Origin of the sequence: Enterobacter sp. BWH52, assembly GCF_001037565.1 — a bacterium.
Classification (GTDB): domain Bacteria; phylum Pseudomonadota; class Gammaproteobacteria; order Enterobacterales; family Enterobacteriaceae; genus Enterobacter; species Enterobacter hormaechei_C.
On record NZ_KQ089854.1, the window covers coordinates 4,258,763 to 4,275,677 of the forward strand.

Here is a 16,915-nt window from a genome sequence, read left to right on the forward strand (position 1 = left end):
ACATTCTATTCCCTCTCCCTCTGGGAGAGGGTTAGGGTGAGGGTGAAACTACCGCTTATTACCCACCGCTCTTCTGCGCTTGTCCAAATCCTTAATCAACCTGTTCACCCCGTCATCGGCGAACATCGCTTCAAGCGTTGTGGACAGTTTGCGTCGCCAGTTTTTGTATTGATAGCTGGTGCCGGGGATGTTTACCGGCTCCGCCATATCAATCCAGTCTTCCGGTTGCAGACCGAGCAATGCGCTGTTGCTGTCGGCAATATAGCGCTGTAAGCCACGATTAAGCGTTGGCGTCATCGACATCAGCGACGCCTTATGCCCGGCGCGCTTCGGCAGACAGCCATGTTTATGCAGCGCGTCCAGCAGCCCCTGCTTCGCCAGCTCGCGATCCTGATATAGCCCGCGCAGAACCTCTTCATCCGGGTAGAGACCTAACGTTTTGCCGAGCGTCAGGTCGCCGCTTTCCCAGTAGCCTCTGAGCGTAGGAAGATCATGCGTCGTCGCGACTGCCATTGACTGTTCAGGGTACGCTTTCGGCGCGCGGAAGGTTTTCTCATGGTCGTTTTCAAAATACAGCACTTTGTAGGAGTAGACGCCGCTGTCGCGGAGCTTACTGACAATTTCCACCGGCACGGTTCCGAGATCTTCGCCAATCACCATGCACTGATGACGTTTACTCTCCAGCGCGAGGATTGAGAGCAAATCGTCCACCGGATATTGCACGTACGCCCCGTGGTCAGCCGTTTCACCGTACGGGATCCACCACAGGCGCAGCACGGACATCACGTGGTCGATACGCAACGCGCCGCAGTTCTGCATGTTAGCGCGCAGCAGGTCGATAAACGGCTCGTAGGCACGCGCCGCCATCACGTGCGGATCCATTGGCGGTAAGCCCCAGTTCTGACCAAGCGGGCCCAGAATATCCGGCGGCGCACCCACCGAAGCATTCAGGCAGTAAAGCTCGCGGTCACACCAGGTTTCCGCCCCGCCTTCCGCCACGCCGACGGCCAGATCGCGATACAGCCCGATCGGCATGTTATAGCCCTGGCTCACCTGCCAGCAGGCGGCAAACTGGCTGTACGCCAGCCACTGCAACCAGAGATAGAAATCCACCTCGTCGGCATGCGTCTCACAGAACGCCTTCACTTCCGGGGTATCCACGGACTGATACGCTTCCGGCCACACCGGCCAGCCCCAGCGCATCTCATCCTCCTGGACCTGATACGCATGCAGCGCATCAAACGCTGCCTGCCAGTAAAGGCTCTCGCCTTCCTGCATCACAAACTGGCGGAAGGCTGCCATCTGCTCGTCGTCACGCTTCGCAAAGCCCTTCCATGCCAGACGCAGCGCCGCCATTTTCAGCGCGGTCACGGAGGCATAATCGACCCAGTCCGCATCGCGGGCCTGTTTCAGCATCTGTTGGGTGGTCTCAAGCTTCCACCACGCCTGCGCCTCTTTGCTGTTTTTGAAATCGTCTAACGCGTTAACGTCGATGTAGATCACGTTCAGCCAGCGGCGGGAAGACGGGCTGTACGGGCTGGCGCTTTCCGGGTTGGCCGGATAGAGGGCGTGGATCGGGTTGAGGCCGATGAACGCGCCGCCGCGCTCGCCCACGGATGCCAGCATCTTTTTCAGGTCGCCAAAATCGCCAATGCCCCAGTTGCTGTCCGAACGCAGGGTATAGAGCTGCACGCAGGCGCCCCACAGCTTTTTGCCTTCAAGCAGCGCCTGCGGCTCATAGCAACGCTTTGGCGCCACGATCACCCGACAGTGAAAACGCTGGTCGTCCCGGGTAAGCGTAAGCGTGTGGTAGCCCTCCGGCAGCTTCGCCGGAAGGTTAAGGGTTTTGCCGCCTGTGGCATGGCCTTTGTGCTGATGCCCCTCTTCGGTGGTGAGCAGCCAGCTGAACTCGCCGCGCCCTTCCACCGCCAGCGGCATCTTTTTGCCCGCGGTAAAGACCTTCACGTTCGGCACCGGCGCACCCGACGCTTTCGCGTCGGTTTTGTGCATGGCATCCAGCAAACGTCTTTTGGTGTCCGCACCAATAGACTGCGGTTTGCCGTGCGCATTGATGTAACTGAGGCTAATTCCCGCCGCCTGCGCGGCACTGTCCAGACGTTTACTCTCCATCGCGCTTCCTTAGCGTTTTGCCTGCCAGATACGAGCCTGATAATCACGGATTGAGCGGTCAGAGCTGAACATACCGCAGCGCGCGGTGTTCAGGATACACGCGCGGGTCCAGGCATCCTGGTCGCGATACAGCACGTCGACCTGCTTCTGCGCTTCAACATAAGCCGAGAAGTCAGCCATCACCAGGTACGGGTCGCCGCCCTGTTTGTCCATGCTGTGCAGCATCTGGTCAAACGCGTGCTTGTCGCCGTCGCTGTACTTCCCGCTTTCCAGCTCTTTGAGCACCGCATCCAGCACTTTGTCTTTTTTACGCCATTTCACCGGGTCGTACCCTTTGGCTTTGATGGCTTTCACTTCTTCAACAGTATGGCCGAAGATAAAGATGTTCTCTTCGCCGACCTTCTCGGCAATTTCGACGTTCGCACCGTCCAGCGTGCCGACGGTCAGCGCACCGTTCAGGGCCAGCTTCATGTTGCCGGTACCGGACGCTTCTTTACCGGCGGTAGAGATCTGCTCGGAAATATCCGCCGCCGGGATCAGCATTTCAGCCGCAGAAACGCAGTAGTCCGGCAGGAACACCACCTTCAGCTTGTCGCCCACTTTCGGATCGTTGTTGATCGCCGCCGCCACTTTATTAATGGCGAGGATAATGTTTTTCGCCAGGTAGTAGCCCGGCGCCGCTTTCGCACCGAACAGGAACACGCGCGGAACGCGGTCGGCCTGTGGATTCTCGCGGATCTCTTTATACAGCGCCAGAATGTGCAGCAGGTTCAGGTGCTGACGTTTGTACTCGTGCAGGCGTTTGATCTGGATATCGAAAATCGCATTTGGGTTGATCTCAATCCCGGTGCGCGCTTTCACGAACGCCGCCAGGCGAACCTTGTTCTCCAGCTTAATAGCGCGGTACTGCTCGCGGAACTTCGCGTTGTCGGCCTGTTTTTCCAGGTTGATGAGCTGGTCCAGGTCGTTGGCCCACTCTTTCTTCAGGGTTTTGTCCAGCAGGCCGGCCAGCAGCGGGTTGCACTGCTTGATCCAGCGACGCGGCGTGATGCCGTTGGTCACGTTATGGAATTTGGTCGGCCACAGCTGGTGGTATTCCGGGAAGAGATCTTTGACCACCAGATCCGAGTGCAGCGCCGCCACGCCGTTCACCGCAAAGCCGCTGACCACGCACATGTTCGCCATGCGCACCTGTTTGTCGTATACCACGGCCAGCTTCGCCCAGACGGCTTTGTCACCCGGCCAGGTTTTCTCCACCAGCGTTTTGAACTGGTCGTTAATCTTATTGATGATCTGCATATGGCGCGGCAGCAGCGTTTTCACCAGCTTCTCATCCCAGCACTCCAGCGCTTCCGGCATCAGGGTGTGGTTGGTGTAGGCGAAGGTGCGGCTGGTGATGGCCCAGGCGTCGTCCCAGCTCAGCTGATGCTCGTCGATCAGCACGCGCAGCAGTTCCGGGATGGCAATGGTCGGATGCGTGTCGTTAAGCTGAATAACTTCGAAGTCCGGCAGTTGAGCCAGCTTGCGGCCCGCCAGGTGGTGTCGACGCAGAATGTCCGCCACGGAGCAGGCGCACTGGAAGTACTGCTGCATCAGACGCAGCTTTTTACCCGCCAGATGATTATCGTTCGGATAGAGGACTTTGGTCAGCTTCTCGGCGTCGATCCCCTGCTGCTCGGCGCGCAGGAAGTCACCGTCGTTGAATTTGGTCAGGTTAAACGGATGCGCGTGCTTCGCCTGCCACAGACGCAGCGGCTGCGCCACGCCGTTACGGTAGCCGAGTACCGGCAGGTCCCAGGCTTCACCGGTAATGGTGAACGCCGGTTCCCAGAGTCCCTGCTTCGTGACTTTCCCGCCAATCCCGACCTGCACATCCAGCTGCGCGTTGTGGCGGAACCACGGATAGGTATTGCGGTGCCAGTCGTCCGGCGCTTCCATCTGATGGCCGTCGGCAAATGACTGACGGAACAGGCCGTACTGATAGTTCAGGCCATAGCCAATCGCCGACTGGCCCACCGTTGCCATGGAATCCAGGAAGCAGGCTGCCAGACGTCCCAGACCGCCGTTACCCAGCGCCGGGTCAACCTCTTCTTCCAGCAGATCGGTCAGGTTGATGTCGTGTTCTTTCAGCACGTCACCGACCTCCTGATACCAGCCAAGGTTCAGCAGATTGTTACCCGTCAGACGGCCAATCAGGAACTCCATCGAAATGTAGTTGACGTGACGCTGGCCTTTCACAGGCTTCGCCACAGGCTGAGCGTCCAGCTGTTCTGCGAGCGCCCCGCTCACCGCCTGCCACCACTGGTGAGGCGTCATCTCGTTTGCAGCATGAAGGCCAAAACACTGCCACTGACGCGTCAGGGCAGCCTGAAATTGAGCTTTGTTGAAAGTAGGCTGTGACATAGGGAATCGGCATCCTGTAGAGAGAAAACACATTTGGCGCTAGTGTGCCTGGCTCATTGCGCCTCTTCCTCCTCCTGTCGGGGATTAGGCAGGGAGGAGTAGCGGGGATGAGCATAAAAGTGTGATCGAGGCCACTGTGTAAGTGTGCGCTTCGCGGAAAAAGCGATCCCGGAAGAACGTCAAAGAAATGAAATGCAGTTTCGGAAGAAATTAATCATCGCTGAAATGATTACTTACGTAGAATAATATTTCCGCGCGTCGGGATTATTCAGCACCACTATTAAGCCCATGCAACTTTCCCCAAAGTTAATTAACTTCACCGTCATTATCTCTTTCTGAAACCAGTTTCAGCGCAACCGAGCGTCATGCAGACAAGCCAGAAGCAGCGCGGCATCCAGCCATTTACGGAAAGTTCCATCAGTGATGAGAATGTTTTGTGACAGAGTGCAAATTCAGAGCCTCCAAACCCAGACATAACTTGCAATAGTTCCTCTATTGGCCGAACTTATAGATATTAATTACGAAGCGCAAAAAAAATAAATTCTCTCGTTCCCCACAGTGAAGTGAAAACTATGTTGATTCCGTCCAAATTAAGTCGCCCGGTTCGTCTTGACCATACTGTGGTCCGCGAGCGCCTGCTGGCTAAACTTTCCGGTGCGCATAATTTCCGACTGGCGCTGGTTACGAGTCCTGCGGGTTATGGAAAAACAACGCTCATTTCGCAATGGGCGGCAGGTAAAAGCGATCTTGGCTGGTACTCCCTGGATGAGGGTGATAACCAGCAGGAGCGTTTTGCCAGCTATTTAATTGCCGCGATTCAGCAGGCGACCAACGGACACTGCGTCACCAGCGAGGTGATGGTGCAAAAGCGCCAGTACGCCAGCCTGTCCTCTCTTTTCTCCCAGCTGTTTATCGAGCTGGCCGAATGGCATCGCCCGCTGTATGTGGTGATTGATGATTATCATCTGATCACCAACCCGGTTATTCACGAGTCCATGCGTTTCTTCCTGCGCCATCAGCCGGAAAACCTGACGCTGGTTGTCCTGTCGCGTAACCTTCCGCAGTTGGGCATTGCCAACCTGCGGGTGCGCGATCAGCTTCTGGAAATCGGCAGTCAGCAGCTGGCCTTTACCCATCAGGAAGCGAAGCAGTTCTTTGACTGCCGTCTGACGTCTCCGATTGAGGCGTCTGAAAGCAGCCGCCTGTGCGATGACGTTGCCGGCTGGGCCACGGCGCTGCAGCTGATTGCCCTCTCCGCGCGGCAAAACAACAGCCCGACGCATCAGTCCGCACGCCGCCTGGCGGGCATCAACGCCAGCCACCTGTCGGATTATCTGGTGGATGAGGTACTCGACAGCGTTGACCTCTCCACCCGCCATTTCCTGCTGAAAAGCTCCCTGCTGCGCTCCATGAACGACGCGCTGATTGTGCGCGTCACCGGTATTGAAAACGGGCAGCTCCAGCTCGAAGAGATTGAACGTCAGGGTCTGTTCCTGACGCGCATGGACGATCACGGCGAATGGTTTAGCTACCATCCGCTGTTTGGCAGCTTCCTGCGCCAGCGTTGCCAGTGGGAGCTGGCCGCAGAGCTGCCTGACATTCACCGCGCCGCCGCCGAAAGCTGGATGGCGCAAGGTTTCCCGAGCGAGGCTATCCACCATGCGCTGGCCGCCGGGGATGCCGGTATGCTGCGCGATATTCTGCTCAACCACGCGTGGGGACTGTTCAACCACAGCGAACTGACGCTGCTGGAAGAGTCGTTAAAAGCGCTGCCGTGGGAAAGCCTGCTGGAGAATCCGCGTCTGGTGCTGCTCCAGGCCTGGCTGATGCAGAGCCAGCATCGCTACAGCGAAGTGAACACCCTGCTGGCGCGCGCCGAGCAGGAGATGGAAAGCGAGATGGATACCACCCTGCACGGCGAATTTAACGCCCTGCGCGCACAGGTGGCGATTAACGACGGGGACCCGGATGAAGCTGAACGGCTGGCGATGGTCGCGCTGGATGAGCTGCCGCTGGCGAATTTTTACAGCCGTATTGTGGCCACCTCGGTACACGGCGAAGTGCTGCACTGTAAGGGCGATCTCACGCGTTCGCTTTCACTCATGCAGCAAACCGAACAGATGGCGCGCCGCCACGATGTCTGGCATTACGCCCTGTGGAGCCTGATCCAGCAAAGCGAGATTTTATTTGCTCAGGGGTTTCTGCAAGCAGCCTGGGAAAACCAGGAGAAAGCGTTCCAGCTGATCCGTGAACAACATCTGGAACAGCTGCCGATGCACGAGTTCCTGTTGCGTATTCGCGCTCAGCTGCTGTGGGCATGGTCGCGTCTGGATGAAGCAGAAAGCTGCGCCCGCCAGGGTCTGAATGTCCTTTCGAGCTTCCAGCCGCAGCAGCAGCTCCAGTGTCTGGCTCTGCTGGTGCAGTGCTCGCTGGCACGCGGCGACCTGGATAATGCCCGTAACCACCTTAACCGCCTGGAAAATCTGCTCGGCAACGGACAGTACCATAGCGACTGGGTCTCCAACGCCGATAAGGTCAGGGTGATTTACTGGCAGATGACCGGCGATAAAAAGTCCGCCGCCAACTGGCTGCGTCACACGCCTAAACCGGAATTTGCCAATAACCACTTCTTGCAAAGCCAGTGGCGCAATATTGCCCGCGTGCAGATCCTGCTGGGTGACTTTGAGCCTGCCGATATCGTGCTGGAAGAGTTAAACGAAAACGCCCGCAGCCTGCGCCTGATGAGCGATTTAAACCGCAACCTGCTGCTGTTAAACCAGCTTTACTGGCAGGCAGGACGTAAAAACGATGCCCAGCGCGTACTGCTGGAAGCGTTGCAGCTGGCGAACCGCACCGGGTTTATCAGCCACTTTGTGATTGAGGGTGAAGTGATGGCCCAGCAGCTGCGCCAGCTGATTCAACTCAACACACTGCCGGAACTCGATCAGCATCGCGCCCAGCGCATTCTGCGCGAGATTAACCAGCATCATCGCCACAAGTTTGCGCACTTCGATGAGAACTTTGTTGAACGTCTGCTGAACCATCCGGAAGTGCCGGAGCTTATCCGTACCAGCCCGCTCACCCAGCGTGAATGGCAGGTGCTGGGGCTGATCTATTCAGGCTACAGCAACGAGCAGATTGCCGGTGAGCTGGCGGTGGCGGCGACCACCATCAAAACGCACATTCGCAATCTGTATCAGAAGCTGGGCGTGGCGCACCGTCAGGATGCGGTGCAGCATGCGCAGCAGCTGTTGAAGATGATGGGGTACGGAGTGTAAATCCTTTGCGGTCTGATGCCCTCACCCCGGCCCTCTCCCACAGGGAGAGGGAGAATGGCTTCTCAACATAACTCTAACTGCAAATTATTATCTTTAATCACCTGCATCACGCCCGCCGGTGGCATCACATCAGTATAAACCGCATCCACCATGCTGATGCTGCCCATGTTCACCATCGCGTTACGACCAAACTTGGAGTGATCCACCACCAGCATTACGTGGCGTGAGTTCTCAATGATCGCGCGCTTGGTGCGCACCTCGTGGTAATCAAACTCCAGCAGCGAGCCGTCGGTGTCGATGCCGCTGATCCCCAGAATGCCGAAATCGAGGCGAAACTGAGAGATAAAATCGAGCGTCGCTTCGCCGATAATGCCCCCGTCGCGGCTGCGCAGTTCGCCGCCCGCGAGGATGATGCGGAAATCGTCTTTCTGCATCAACGTGTTGGCCACGTTCAGGTTGTTGGTCACCACGCGGAGGTTCTCGTGGTTCAGCAGCGCATGGGCGACCGCTTCCGGCGTGGTGCCGATATCAATAAACAGCGTCGCGCCGTTCGGGATCTGGCTCGCCACTTTACGGGCGATACGCTCTTTCTCTGCCGTTTGCGTCGCCTTACGGTCATGCCATGAGGTGTTCACCGAGCTGGACGGCAGCGCGGCACCGCCGTGGTGACGCAGAATACGGTTCTGATCGGCCAGGTCGTTGAGGTCACGACGGATGGTTTGCGGGCTAACGGCAAACTGCTCCACCAGCTCTTCAGTACTGACGTATCCCTGTTTTTTTACCAGTTCGATAATGGCGTCATGACGTTGTGTTTGTTTCATGAAATATCCCTGGGAATTATGTTCGCTTTCGCGCATGGAGCGTATCGGCCAACGCCATCGCCAGCCCGACCGCCAGGCCGGTAACGTGCGCACCATTGGCGATAGACATACCAAACAGATCAAACCATCCGGCAATAAGCCATATTAACGCAAAGGTTATTAATCCACGTTGTAAATAGATGCCGCTATCCGGGTCGCGCTCGCCTCTGAGCCAGGCGTAACCCATCAGGGCGTACACCACGCCGGATAACCCGCCAAACCATGGACCGCTGAATTTATGCTGCACGTAGCCGCTTAACAGGGCGCTGATAAGGGTGATCACAATCAGCTTGCCGCTGCCGAGCCGCTTCTCCACCGCCCCGCCGAGATACCACCACCACAGCAGGTTAAAGAGGATATGCATCACCGAGAAGTGCATCAGCGCATGCGTGAAGTAGCGCCAGACGTCAAATTGCAGGGAGGGATCGTACGGCCATGCGAGGGCAATCATCACGCTCTGGTCACCCACCACGCTCATAATAATGAAGACGATGATGCAGGCTACCATCAAAAGCAGCGTAAACGGTCCTGCGCGCTCGCGGAGGGTGGCGAGAAACGGAAAACGTTGATAGTGCAGGCCACTGCCGGTCTGGCCGGATTGCCAGCTTGCCGCCAGATAACGCGGGTCGCCCGGGTTTTCCAGGAAACGCGCCAGCTCGGCGTTCACACGCCCAGCCTGGCTTTCGTCTGCCAGCCAGACATCCGTCTGTGTATGCTGCTGAATAGTCAGGATAATGCCCTGCGTCGCCATATAGTCGACAAACGCCTGGGCGACGCGCGGGTTGCTAAAAGAGGTGATCATCAACATGGGCAGCGGTCGCTTATTTCCACACAAAAGGGGACAGTATAGCGGGATCAGCGCTCAAACGCGTATTCAACTTCTGCCGGGAAATGACGATGCCAGGCATCGAAGCCGCCATCGACGCTGTATACCGCCTCGTAACCCTGCTGGAGCAGATACTGCGCCGCGCCTTTACTGCTGTTGCCGTGATAGCACATCACCATCACCGGGGTATCGAAGTCGTTATCGCGCATAAACGCGCCCAGCGTGTCGTTGGTGAGATGGAACGCGCCCGGCGTGTGGCCCATCGCAAAGCTCTGCGGATCGCGGATATCCACCAGCACCGCTTTTCCCTGGTGCATCTTCTGGTGGGCTTCTTCTACGTTAATACATTCAAACTGATCCATGGTGTTCTCATCTTATATTCAGGTGTGGTGCGGTTTTCCCCTCACCCTACCCTCTCCCGGAGGGAGAGGGCTGGGGTGAGGGCATCAGACCGCACGATTTTACCCCGTAGTGTACGTCCTGGCGGCGGGTAAACGCCATTATGTTATCCATATCACTCTAAATTGTTTTTTTGATGTTACCAAAAGCGCGTTCCTTTGCTATTATGAGCGATATCGAACATTTTTGAGCTTTAACGAAAGTGCATGAGGGTGTTATGGAAACCAAAGATCTGATTGTGATAGGCGGTGGCATCAACGGTGCCGGTATTGCGGTTGATGCCGCAGGACGCGGTTTATCCGTGCTGATGCTGGAAGCTAACGATCTCGCCTGCGCGACGTCGTCCGCCAGCTCCAAGCTGATCCACGGTGGCCTGCGCTACCTGGAACACTACGAATTCCGCCTTGTCAGCGAAGCGCTGGCCGAACGCGAAGTGCTGCTGAAAATGGCCCCACATCTGGCGATCCCGATGCGCTTCCGCCTGCCCCATCGCCCGCATCTGCGTCCGGCGTGGATGATCCGCATCGGTCTGTTTATGTACGATCATCTGGGTAAACGCACCAGCCTGCCGGGTTCAACCGGTTTGCGTTTTGGCTCAGAATCGGTCCTTAAGCCTGAAATCGTGCGCGGTTTCGAATATTCCGACTGCTGGGTGGACGATGCGCGTCTGGTACTGGCTAACGCGCAGATGGTCGAGAAGAAAGGCGGCGAGGTGAAAACCCGCACCCGCGCCACCGCCGCACGCCGCGAAAACGGCCTGTGGATTGTGGAAGCGGAAGACGTGGATACCGGCGAGAAGTTTAGCTGGAAAGCGCGCGGCCTGGTGAATGCCACCGGCCCGTGGGTGAAACAGTTCTTCGACGACGGCATGCACCTGCCTTCACCGTACGGCATCCGCCTGATTAAGGGCAGCCACATCGTGGTGCCGCGCGTGCATACCCAGAAACAGGCTTATATCCTGCAAAATGAAGACAAGCGCATTGTGTTTGTGATCCCGTGGATGGACGAGTTCTCCATCATCGGCACCACCGACGTGGAGTACAAAGGCGATCCGAAAAACGTTGAGATCGACGAGAGTGAAGTCAGCTACCTGTTGAAAGTGTACAACGCGCACTTTAAGAAACAGCTGGCGCGCGATGACGTGGTCTGGACCTACTCCGGCGTGCGTCCGCTGTGTGATGACGAGTCTGACTCACCGCAGGCCATCACCCGTGACTATACGCTTGATATTCACGACGTTGACGGTCAGGCGCCTCTGCTCTCCGTGTTTGGCGGTAAGCTCACCACCTACCGTAAACTGGCGGAGCACGCGCTGGAGAAACTGGCGCCGTATTACAAAGGCATCGGCCCGGCGTGGACGAAAGGCGCCGTGCTGCCTGGCGGCGATATCGGCGATAACCGCGACGATTACGCCGCGAAGCTGCGTCGCCGCTTCCCGTTCATTACCGAAGGCATGGCGCGCCACTACGCCCGCACCTACGGCAGCAACACCGAACTGTTCCTCGGCGACGCGAAAGAGATTGCCGATCTGGGCGAGCATTTTGGCCATGAGCTATACGAAGCCGAGCTGCGCTACCTGGTGGAACACGAGTGGGTGCGCCGTCTGGACGATGCCATCTGGCGTCGTACTAAAGAAGGGATGTGGCTGAATGCCGAGCAGCAGTCTCGCGTGGCGCAGTGGCTGGCGCAACATGCGGGAAAGCGTGAATTGTCGCTGGCGTCGTAATTGAAAAAAAGCCGGGTGTCGGCTCCGCCTTACCCGGCCTACTCGATCCCGTAGGCCCGGTAAGCGCAGCGCCACCGGGCTTTGTTTTTACAACCGCACCGGATCAATATGCCAGATATTCTCGGCATACTCTTTGATGGTCCTGTCTGACGAGAAGTAGCCCATGTTGGCGATGTTATGCATCGCGGTGCTGGTCCACTTCTCCTGCTGACGGTACAGTTCGTCCACCTTATCCTGACAATCCACGTAGCTGCGGTAATCCGCCAGCACCTGATAGTGATCGCCAAAGTTAATCAGCGAGTCCACCAGGTCACGATAGCGCCCAGGCTCCTCAGGGTTAAACACTCCGGTGGCGATTTGCGTCAGCACCTGGCGTAACTCTTCATCCTCTTCATAATACTCACGCGGCGAGTAGCCCTGCTTGCGCAGCGCCTCCACCTCTTCCGCCGTATTCCCGAAGATAAAGATATTCTCCGCGCCCACATGCTCCAGCATTTCGACATTTGCGCCGTCCAGCGTGCCGATAGTCAGCGCGCCGTTCAGGGCAAACTTCATGTTGCTGGTGCCGGATGCTTCCGTCCCCGCCGTGGAAATCTGCTCAGAGAGATCCGCCGCCGGAATGATCAGCTGCGCCAGGCTCACGCTGTAGTTCGGGATAAACACTACCTTCAGCTTATCGCCAATGTCCGGATCGTGGTTCACCACCTTCGCAACATCGTTGATGAGATGAATGATGTGCTTCGCCATGTAATACGCGGAGGCCGCCTTACCGGCAAAGATTTTCACACGCGGCACCCACTCCGCCGTCGGGTCAGCCTTAATGCGGTTGTAGTGGGTAATGACGTGCAGGACATTCATCAGCTGACGCTTGTACTCGTGGATACGTTTGATCTGCACGTCGAACAGCGCTTTCGGGTTCGCCACCACGTTCAGATGCATCGCCAGCCAGACCGCCAGACGCTTCTTGTTCAGCAGCTTGGCTTCCCGTACCGCTTTGTTCACCGTCGGGAAATCGATGTGCTGCTCAAGCTCGCTCAGCTGGCTCAAATCGGTGCGCCAGGTGCGGCCAATGTTCTCATCCAGAACGTCGGAGAGCGGCTGGTTCGCCAGCGCCAGCCAGCGGCGCGGGGTGACGCCGTTGGTCACGTTGCAGAAACGCGTCGGGAAGATCTTCGCGAAGTCCGCAAACAGCGACTGCACCATCAGGTTCGAATGCAGCTCTGATACGCCGTTGACCTTGTGGCTGATCACCACCGCCAGCCAGGCCATGCGTACGCGACGCCCGTTGGATTCATCAATGATCGAGGCGCGGCTCAGCAGACCGGTATCGTTCGGGTACTGCTCCTGCAAGGTCTTGAGGAAGTAGTCATTGATCTCGAAGATGATTTGCAGATGGCGCGGCAGAATTTTGCCGAGCATATCCACCGGCCACGTCTCCAGCGCTTCACTCATCAGCGTATGGTTGGTGTACGAGAACACCTGGCAGGTTACTTCAAACGCGTCATCCCAGCTGAACTTATGCTCGTCAATCAGCAGGCGCATCAGCTCAGGGATCGACAGCACCGGATGGGTATCGTTGAGGTGAATAGCGGTTTTTTCCGCCAGATTCGCATAGGTTTTGTGCAGCTGATAGTGACGGCTAAGGATATCCTGAATCGTTGCCGAGACGAGGAAATACTCCTGACGCAGGCGCAGCTCGCGGCCTGAGTAGGTCGAGTCATCCGGATACAGGACGCGGGACACGTTCTCAGAGTGGTTTTTATCTTCCACCGCCGCGAAGTAGTCGCCCTGGTTGAATTTACCCAGGTTGATCTCGCTACTGGCCTGCGCGTTCCACAGGCGCAGCGTATTGGTCGCATCGGTGTCGTAGCCGGGGATGATCTGGTCGTAGGCCACGGCCAGGATCTCCTCGGTTTCCACCCAGCGGGATTTTTTACCTTCCTGCTGAATACGCCCGCCAAAACGCACCTTGTAGCGCGTGTTGTGGCGCTTGAACTCCCACGGGTTACCGTACTCCAGCCAGTAGTCCGGGGACTCTTTCTGACGGCCATCCACGATGTTCTGCTTGAACATGCCATAGTCGTAGCGAATACCGTAGCCGCGCCCCGGCAGCGCCAGCGTCGCCAGTGAATCGAGGAAGCAGGCGGCAAGACGCCCGAGACCACCGTTACCCAGCCCCGGGTCGTTCTCTTCGTCAATCAGCTCTTCTAAATCCAGCCCCATCTCTTCCAGTGCGTTTTTGACGTCGTCATAAATCCCGAGCGATAACAGCGCATTGGAGAGGGTGCGACCAATCAGAAACTCCATCGACAGGTAATACACCTGTCGCGTCTCCTGCGAAAGCTGGGCGCGGTTGGAGCGCAGCCAGCGTTCGACCATACGGTCGCGCACCGCAAACAGCGTGGCGTTCAGCCACTCATGTTTGTTGGCAATAACGGGATCTTTCCCAATGGTAAACATCAGCTTATAGGCGATGGAGTGTTTCAACGCCTCAACGCTGAGCGTGGGGGAAGAGTAGCTAAATGGAGCATTCATATCAGTAACTTCGCCTCGTTACATCAAGCGTTGATAAAGGTCGCGGTAGGACTGCGCCGCAACGTGCCAGCCAAAGTCCATGGACATCGCCTGACGTTGTACGTAACGCCACAGGGATGGACGGGACCACAAGACGAAAGCACGCCGGATCGCCCGAAGCAGCGACCAGGCATTACTGTCCTCGAAAACAAACCCGCTGGCGATACCATCCGCCAGGTTTTCCAGGGAGCTGTCAGACACCGTATCCGCCAGCCCGCCCGTGCGGCGTACCAGCGGCAACGTGCCGTATTTCAGACCATAGAGCTGCGTCAGGCCGCAGGGCTCGAAACGGCTCGGCACCAGAATCACGTCCGCGCCGCCCATGATGCGGTGCGAGAACGCTTCGTGATAGCCAATCTGCACGCCCACCTGCCCCGGATGTTCCGCCGCGGCCGCAAGGAAACCTTCCTGCAATACCGGGTCGCCCGCGCCGAGCAGCGCCAGTTGCCCACCCTGCTCCAGTAATCCCGGCAGCGCTTCCAGCACCAGATCCAGCCCTTTCTGGCTGGTCAGGCGGCTGACCACCGCAAACAGCGGTACCTTGTCGTTGACCTTCAGCCCCATCGCAATCTGTAGCTGGCGCTTGTTCTCCGCTTTGTCCTCCACGGAGTCGCGACCATAGCGCGCCGCCAGCAGGAGGTCCGTTTCCGGATTCCAGATCTGTTCATCTACGCCGTTCAGAATGCCCGACAGACGACCTTCACGGTGGCGCTGTTGCAGCAGCCCTTCCATACCGTAACCGAACTCCGGCTGGGTAATTTCACGCGCGTAGGTTGGGCTGACCGCCGTGATATGGTCGGCGTAGTACAGACCCGCCTTCAGAAACGAAATCTGTCCGTTAAACTCCAGCCCGTGCATGTTAAAGAACGACCATGGCAGATCGATGTCATTCATATGATGCGCGTAATACATGCCCTGATACGCCAGGTTGTGCACCGTAAACACCGATTTGGCCGGGTGCCCCTTCGCCGCCAGATACGCAGGTGCCAGCCCCGCGTGCCAGTCGTGCGCGTGCACCACGTTCGGACGCCAGAACGGATCCAGCCCGACGGCCATCTCCGCCCCCACCCAGCCGAGCAGGGCAAAGCGCAGCACGTTATCGGTATAGGCGTACAGGTTGGTATCGTGATACGGGCTGCCGGGTCGATCGTATAAATGCGGGGCATCAATCAGGTAAATCCCTGTGCCATTGTAATGTCCAAACAGCAGGGTGATACGTCCCGCGAAGGTCTCGCGACGGGTAACAACCTTTGCATCGGGAATACCACGCCGGATATCCGGAAAAGCGGGCAACAACACGCGGGTATCCACCCCTCCGGCAATTTGCGCCGCCGGTAGTGCACCAAGAACATCCGCCAGTCCGCCCGTTTTTAACAACGGGAACATCTCAGAACATACGTGTAAAACCTGCATCATCGCTCCTGTTTGATTTGCAGCTTCCGCAACATTTCCCGTGTTACTAACACGATCCCCTCTTCCGAACGGTAGAAACGACGCGCATCTTCTTCCGCGTTTTCCCCAATCACCATCCCTTCGGGAATGACGCAGGCACGGTCGATAACGCAGCGACGCAGACGACATGAGCGCCCTACCCATACATCCGGCAGCAGGACTGCCGAATCGATATTACAGAATGAGTTTATACGCACGCGCGGGAACAGCACGGACTGCACCACCACCGAACCGGAGATAATGCACCCGCCAGAGACCAGCGAGTTGAGCGTCATACCATGGCTGCCGGAGCGGTCCTGGACGAACTTCGCCGGCGGCAGCGATTCCATATGGGTGCGAATCGGCCAGTTCTGGTCGTACATATCCAGCTCAGGCGTGACGGACGCAAGATCGAGGTTGGCTTTCCAGTACGCTTCCAGCGTTCCCACATCGCGCCAGTAAGGTTCCGCATTCGGATCGGACTGCACGCAGGACAGCGGGAAGGGGTGTGCATACGCCATGCCAGCTTTGGTAATTTTCGGGATAATGTCTTTGCCGAAGTCGTGACTGGAGTTCTCGTCTTTGTCGTCCTCTTCCAGCAGTTCATAAAGATAATCGGCGTCAAAGACATAGATCCCCATGCTGGCGAGCGATTTGGTGTCGTCTCCCGGCATGGTTGGCGGGTTCGCCGGTTTTTCGACAAAGTCGATAATCTTGTCGTCGCCATCTACATGCATCACGCCAAACGCGGTTGCTTCCGCAACAGGCACCGGCAGGCACGCCACGGTGCAGCGCGCCCCTTTTTCGACGTGGTCGATCAGCATGTGGGAGTAATCTTGCTTGTAGATGTGGTCCCCGGCGAGGATAACGATGTATTCCGCGTTGTAGCGGCGAATGATGTCGAGGTTTTGGGTCACGGCATCCGCCGTGCCGCGGTACCAGTTCTCCCCGTGAACGCGCTGCTGCGCCGGGAGCAGATCGACAAACTCGTTCATCTCTTCGCTGAAGAATGACCAGCCGCGCTGAATGTGCTGCACCAGCGTGTGCGACTGATATTGGGTAATGACGCCAATACGGCGAATGCCTGAGTTCAGGCAGTTTGACAGTGCAAAATCGATAATACGGAACTTACCACCAAAGTGAACGGCCGGTTTAGCGCGCTTGATGGTCAAATCTTTCAGACGGGTACCACGCCCGCCCGCGAGTATCAGGGCAACTGTTTTTAATGGTAGCTGGCGCGCCAACATTAACGGATCGTTCTTCTCTAATCTAACCATGACTAACTCCT

At 57.3% G+C, this 16,915-nt stretch carries 10 protein-coding genes; 2 read left to right on the forward strand and 8 right to left on the reverse strand.

From position 1 onward, the window contains the following. Nucleotides 1-48: 48 nt before the first annotated feature. Both malQ and malP read right to left on the reverse strand, forming a co-directional pair. On the reverse strand, nt 49-2,130 hold the full coding sequence (gene malQ, locus SK47_RS20200) for a 4-alpha-glucanotransferase (RefSeq protein WP_032660629.1): 2,082 nt from the start codon (nt 2,128-2,130) through the stop codon (nt 49-51). Between the two features lie 9 nt (nt 2,131-2,139). After that, nucleotides 2,140-4,533 (reverse strand): maltodextrin phosphorylase, encoded by a 2,394-nt coding sequence (gene malP, locus SK47_RS20205; protein ID WP_048244982.1) that lies wholly within the window; start codon nt 4,531-4,533, stop codon nt 2,140-2,142. Nucleotides 4,534-5,105: 572 nt separating this feature from the next. Here malP and malT point away from each other — a divergent pair. Continuing rightward, on the forward strand, nt 5,106-7,811 hold the full coding sequence (malT, locus tag SK47_RS20210; RefSeq protein ID WP_048244984.1) for an HTH-type transcriptional regulator MalT: 2,706 nt from the start codon (nt 5,106-5,108) through the stop codon (nt 7,809-7,811). Nucleotides 7,812-7,873: 62 nt separating this feature from the next. On the opposite strand, the gene SK47_RS20215 is transcribed toward malT, so the two are convergent. Genes SK47_RS20215 through glpE form a run of 3 tightly spaced genes read right to left on the reverse strand, consistent with a single transcriptional unit; the run spans nt 7,874 to nt 9,859 of the window. Further along, nucleotides 7,874-8,632: a DeoR/GlpR family transcriptional regulator gene (locus tag SK47_RS20215; protein ID WP_003861593.1), complete on the reverse strand. Its 759-nt coding sequence runs from the start codon at nt 8,630-8,632 to the stop codon at nt 7,874-7,876. Nucleotides 8,633-8,648: 16 nt separating this feature from the next. Then, the gene (gene glpG / locus SK47_RS20220) at nt 8,649-9,479 is read right to left on the reverse strand and encodes a rhomboid family intramembrane serine protease GlpG (protein WP_003861592.1); all 831 of its coding nucleotides are present in this window, start codon (nt 9,477-9,479) and stop codon (nt 8,649-8,651) included. A gap of 47 nt (nt 9,480-9,526) precedes the next feature. Then, nucleotides 9,527-9,859: a thiosulfate sulfurtransferase GlpE gene (gene glpE, locus SK47_RS20225; protein ID WP_003861590.1), complete on the reverse strand. Its 333-nt coding sequence runs from the start codon at nt 9,857-9,859 to the stop codon at nt 9,527-9,529. A 254-nt stretch (nt 9,860-10,113) separates the two neighbouring features. On the opposite strand from glpE, the gene glpD reads away from it, so the two are divergent. Further along, on the forward strand, nt 10,114-11,622 hold the full coding sequence (gene glpD / locus SK47_RS20235; RefSeq protein WP_023314965.1) for a glycerol-3-phosphate dehydrogenase: 1,509 nt from the start codon (nt 10,114-10,116) through the stop codon (nt 11,620-11,622). 87 nt (nt 11,623-11,709) lie between these two features. On the opposite strand, the gene glgP is transcribed toward glpD, so the two are convergent. The 3 genes from glgP to glgC are packed head-to-tail and all read right to left on the reverse strand — an operon-like array spanning nt 11,710 to nt 16,904. Next, nucleotides 11,710-14,157: a glycogen phosphorylase gene (glgP, locus tag SK47_RS20240; RefSeq protein ID WP_023314966.1), complete on the reverse strand. Its 2,448-nt coding sequence runs from the start codon at nt 14,155-14,157 to the stop codon at nt 11,710-11,712. 18 nt (nt 14,158-14,175) lie between these two features. Continuing rightward, nucleotides 14,176-15,609, reverse strand: coding sequence for a glycogen synthase GlgA (glgA, locus tag SK47_RS20245; protein WP_003861584.1), 1,434 nt, complete (start codon nt 15,607-15,609; stop codon nt 14,176-14,178). Next, on the reverse strand, nt 15,609-16,904 hold the full coding sequence (gene glgC, locus SK47_RS20250; RefSeq protein ID WP_003861582.1) for a glucose-1-phosphate adenylyltransferase: 1,296 nt from the start codon (nt 16,902-16,904) through the stop codon (nt 15,609-15,611). Before glgC ends, glgA begins: the two co-directional genes overlap by 1 nt. Nucleotides 16,905-16,915: the final 11 nt, after the last annotated feature.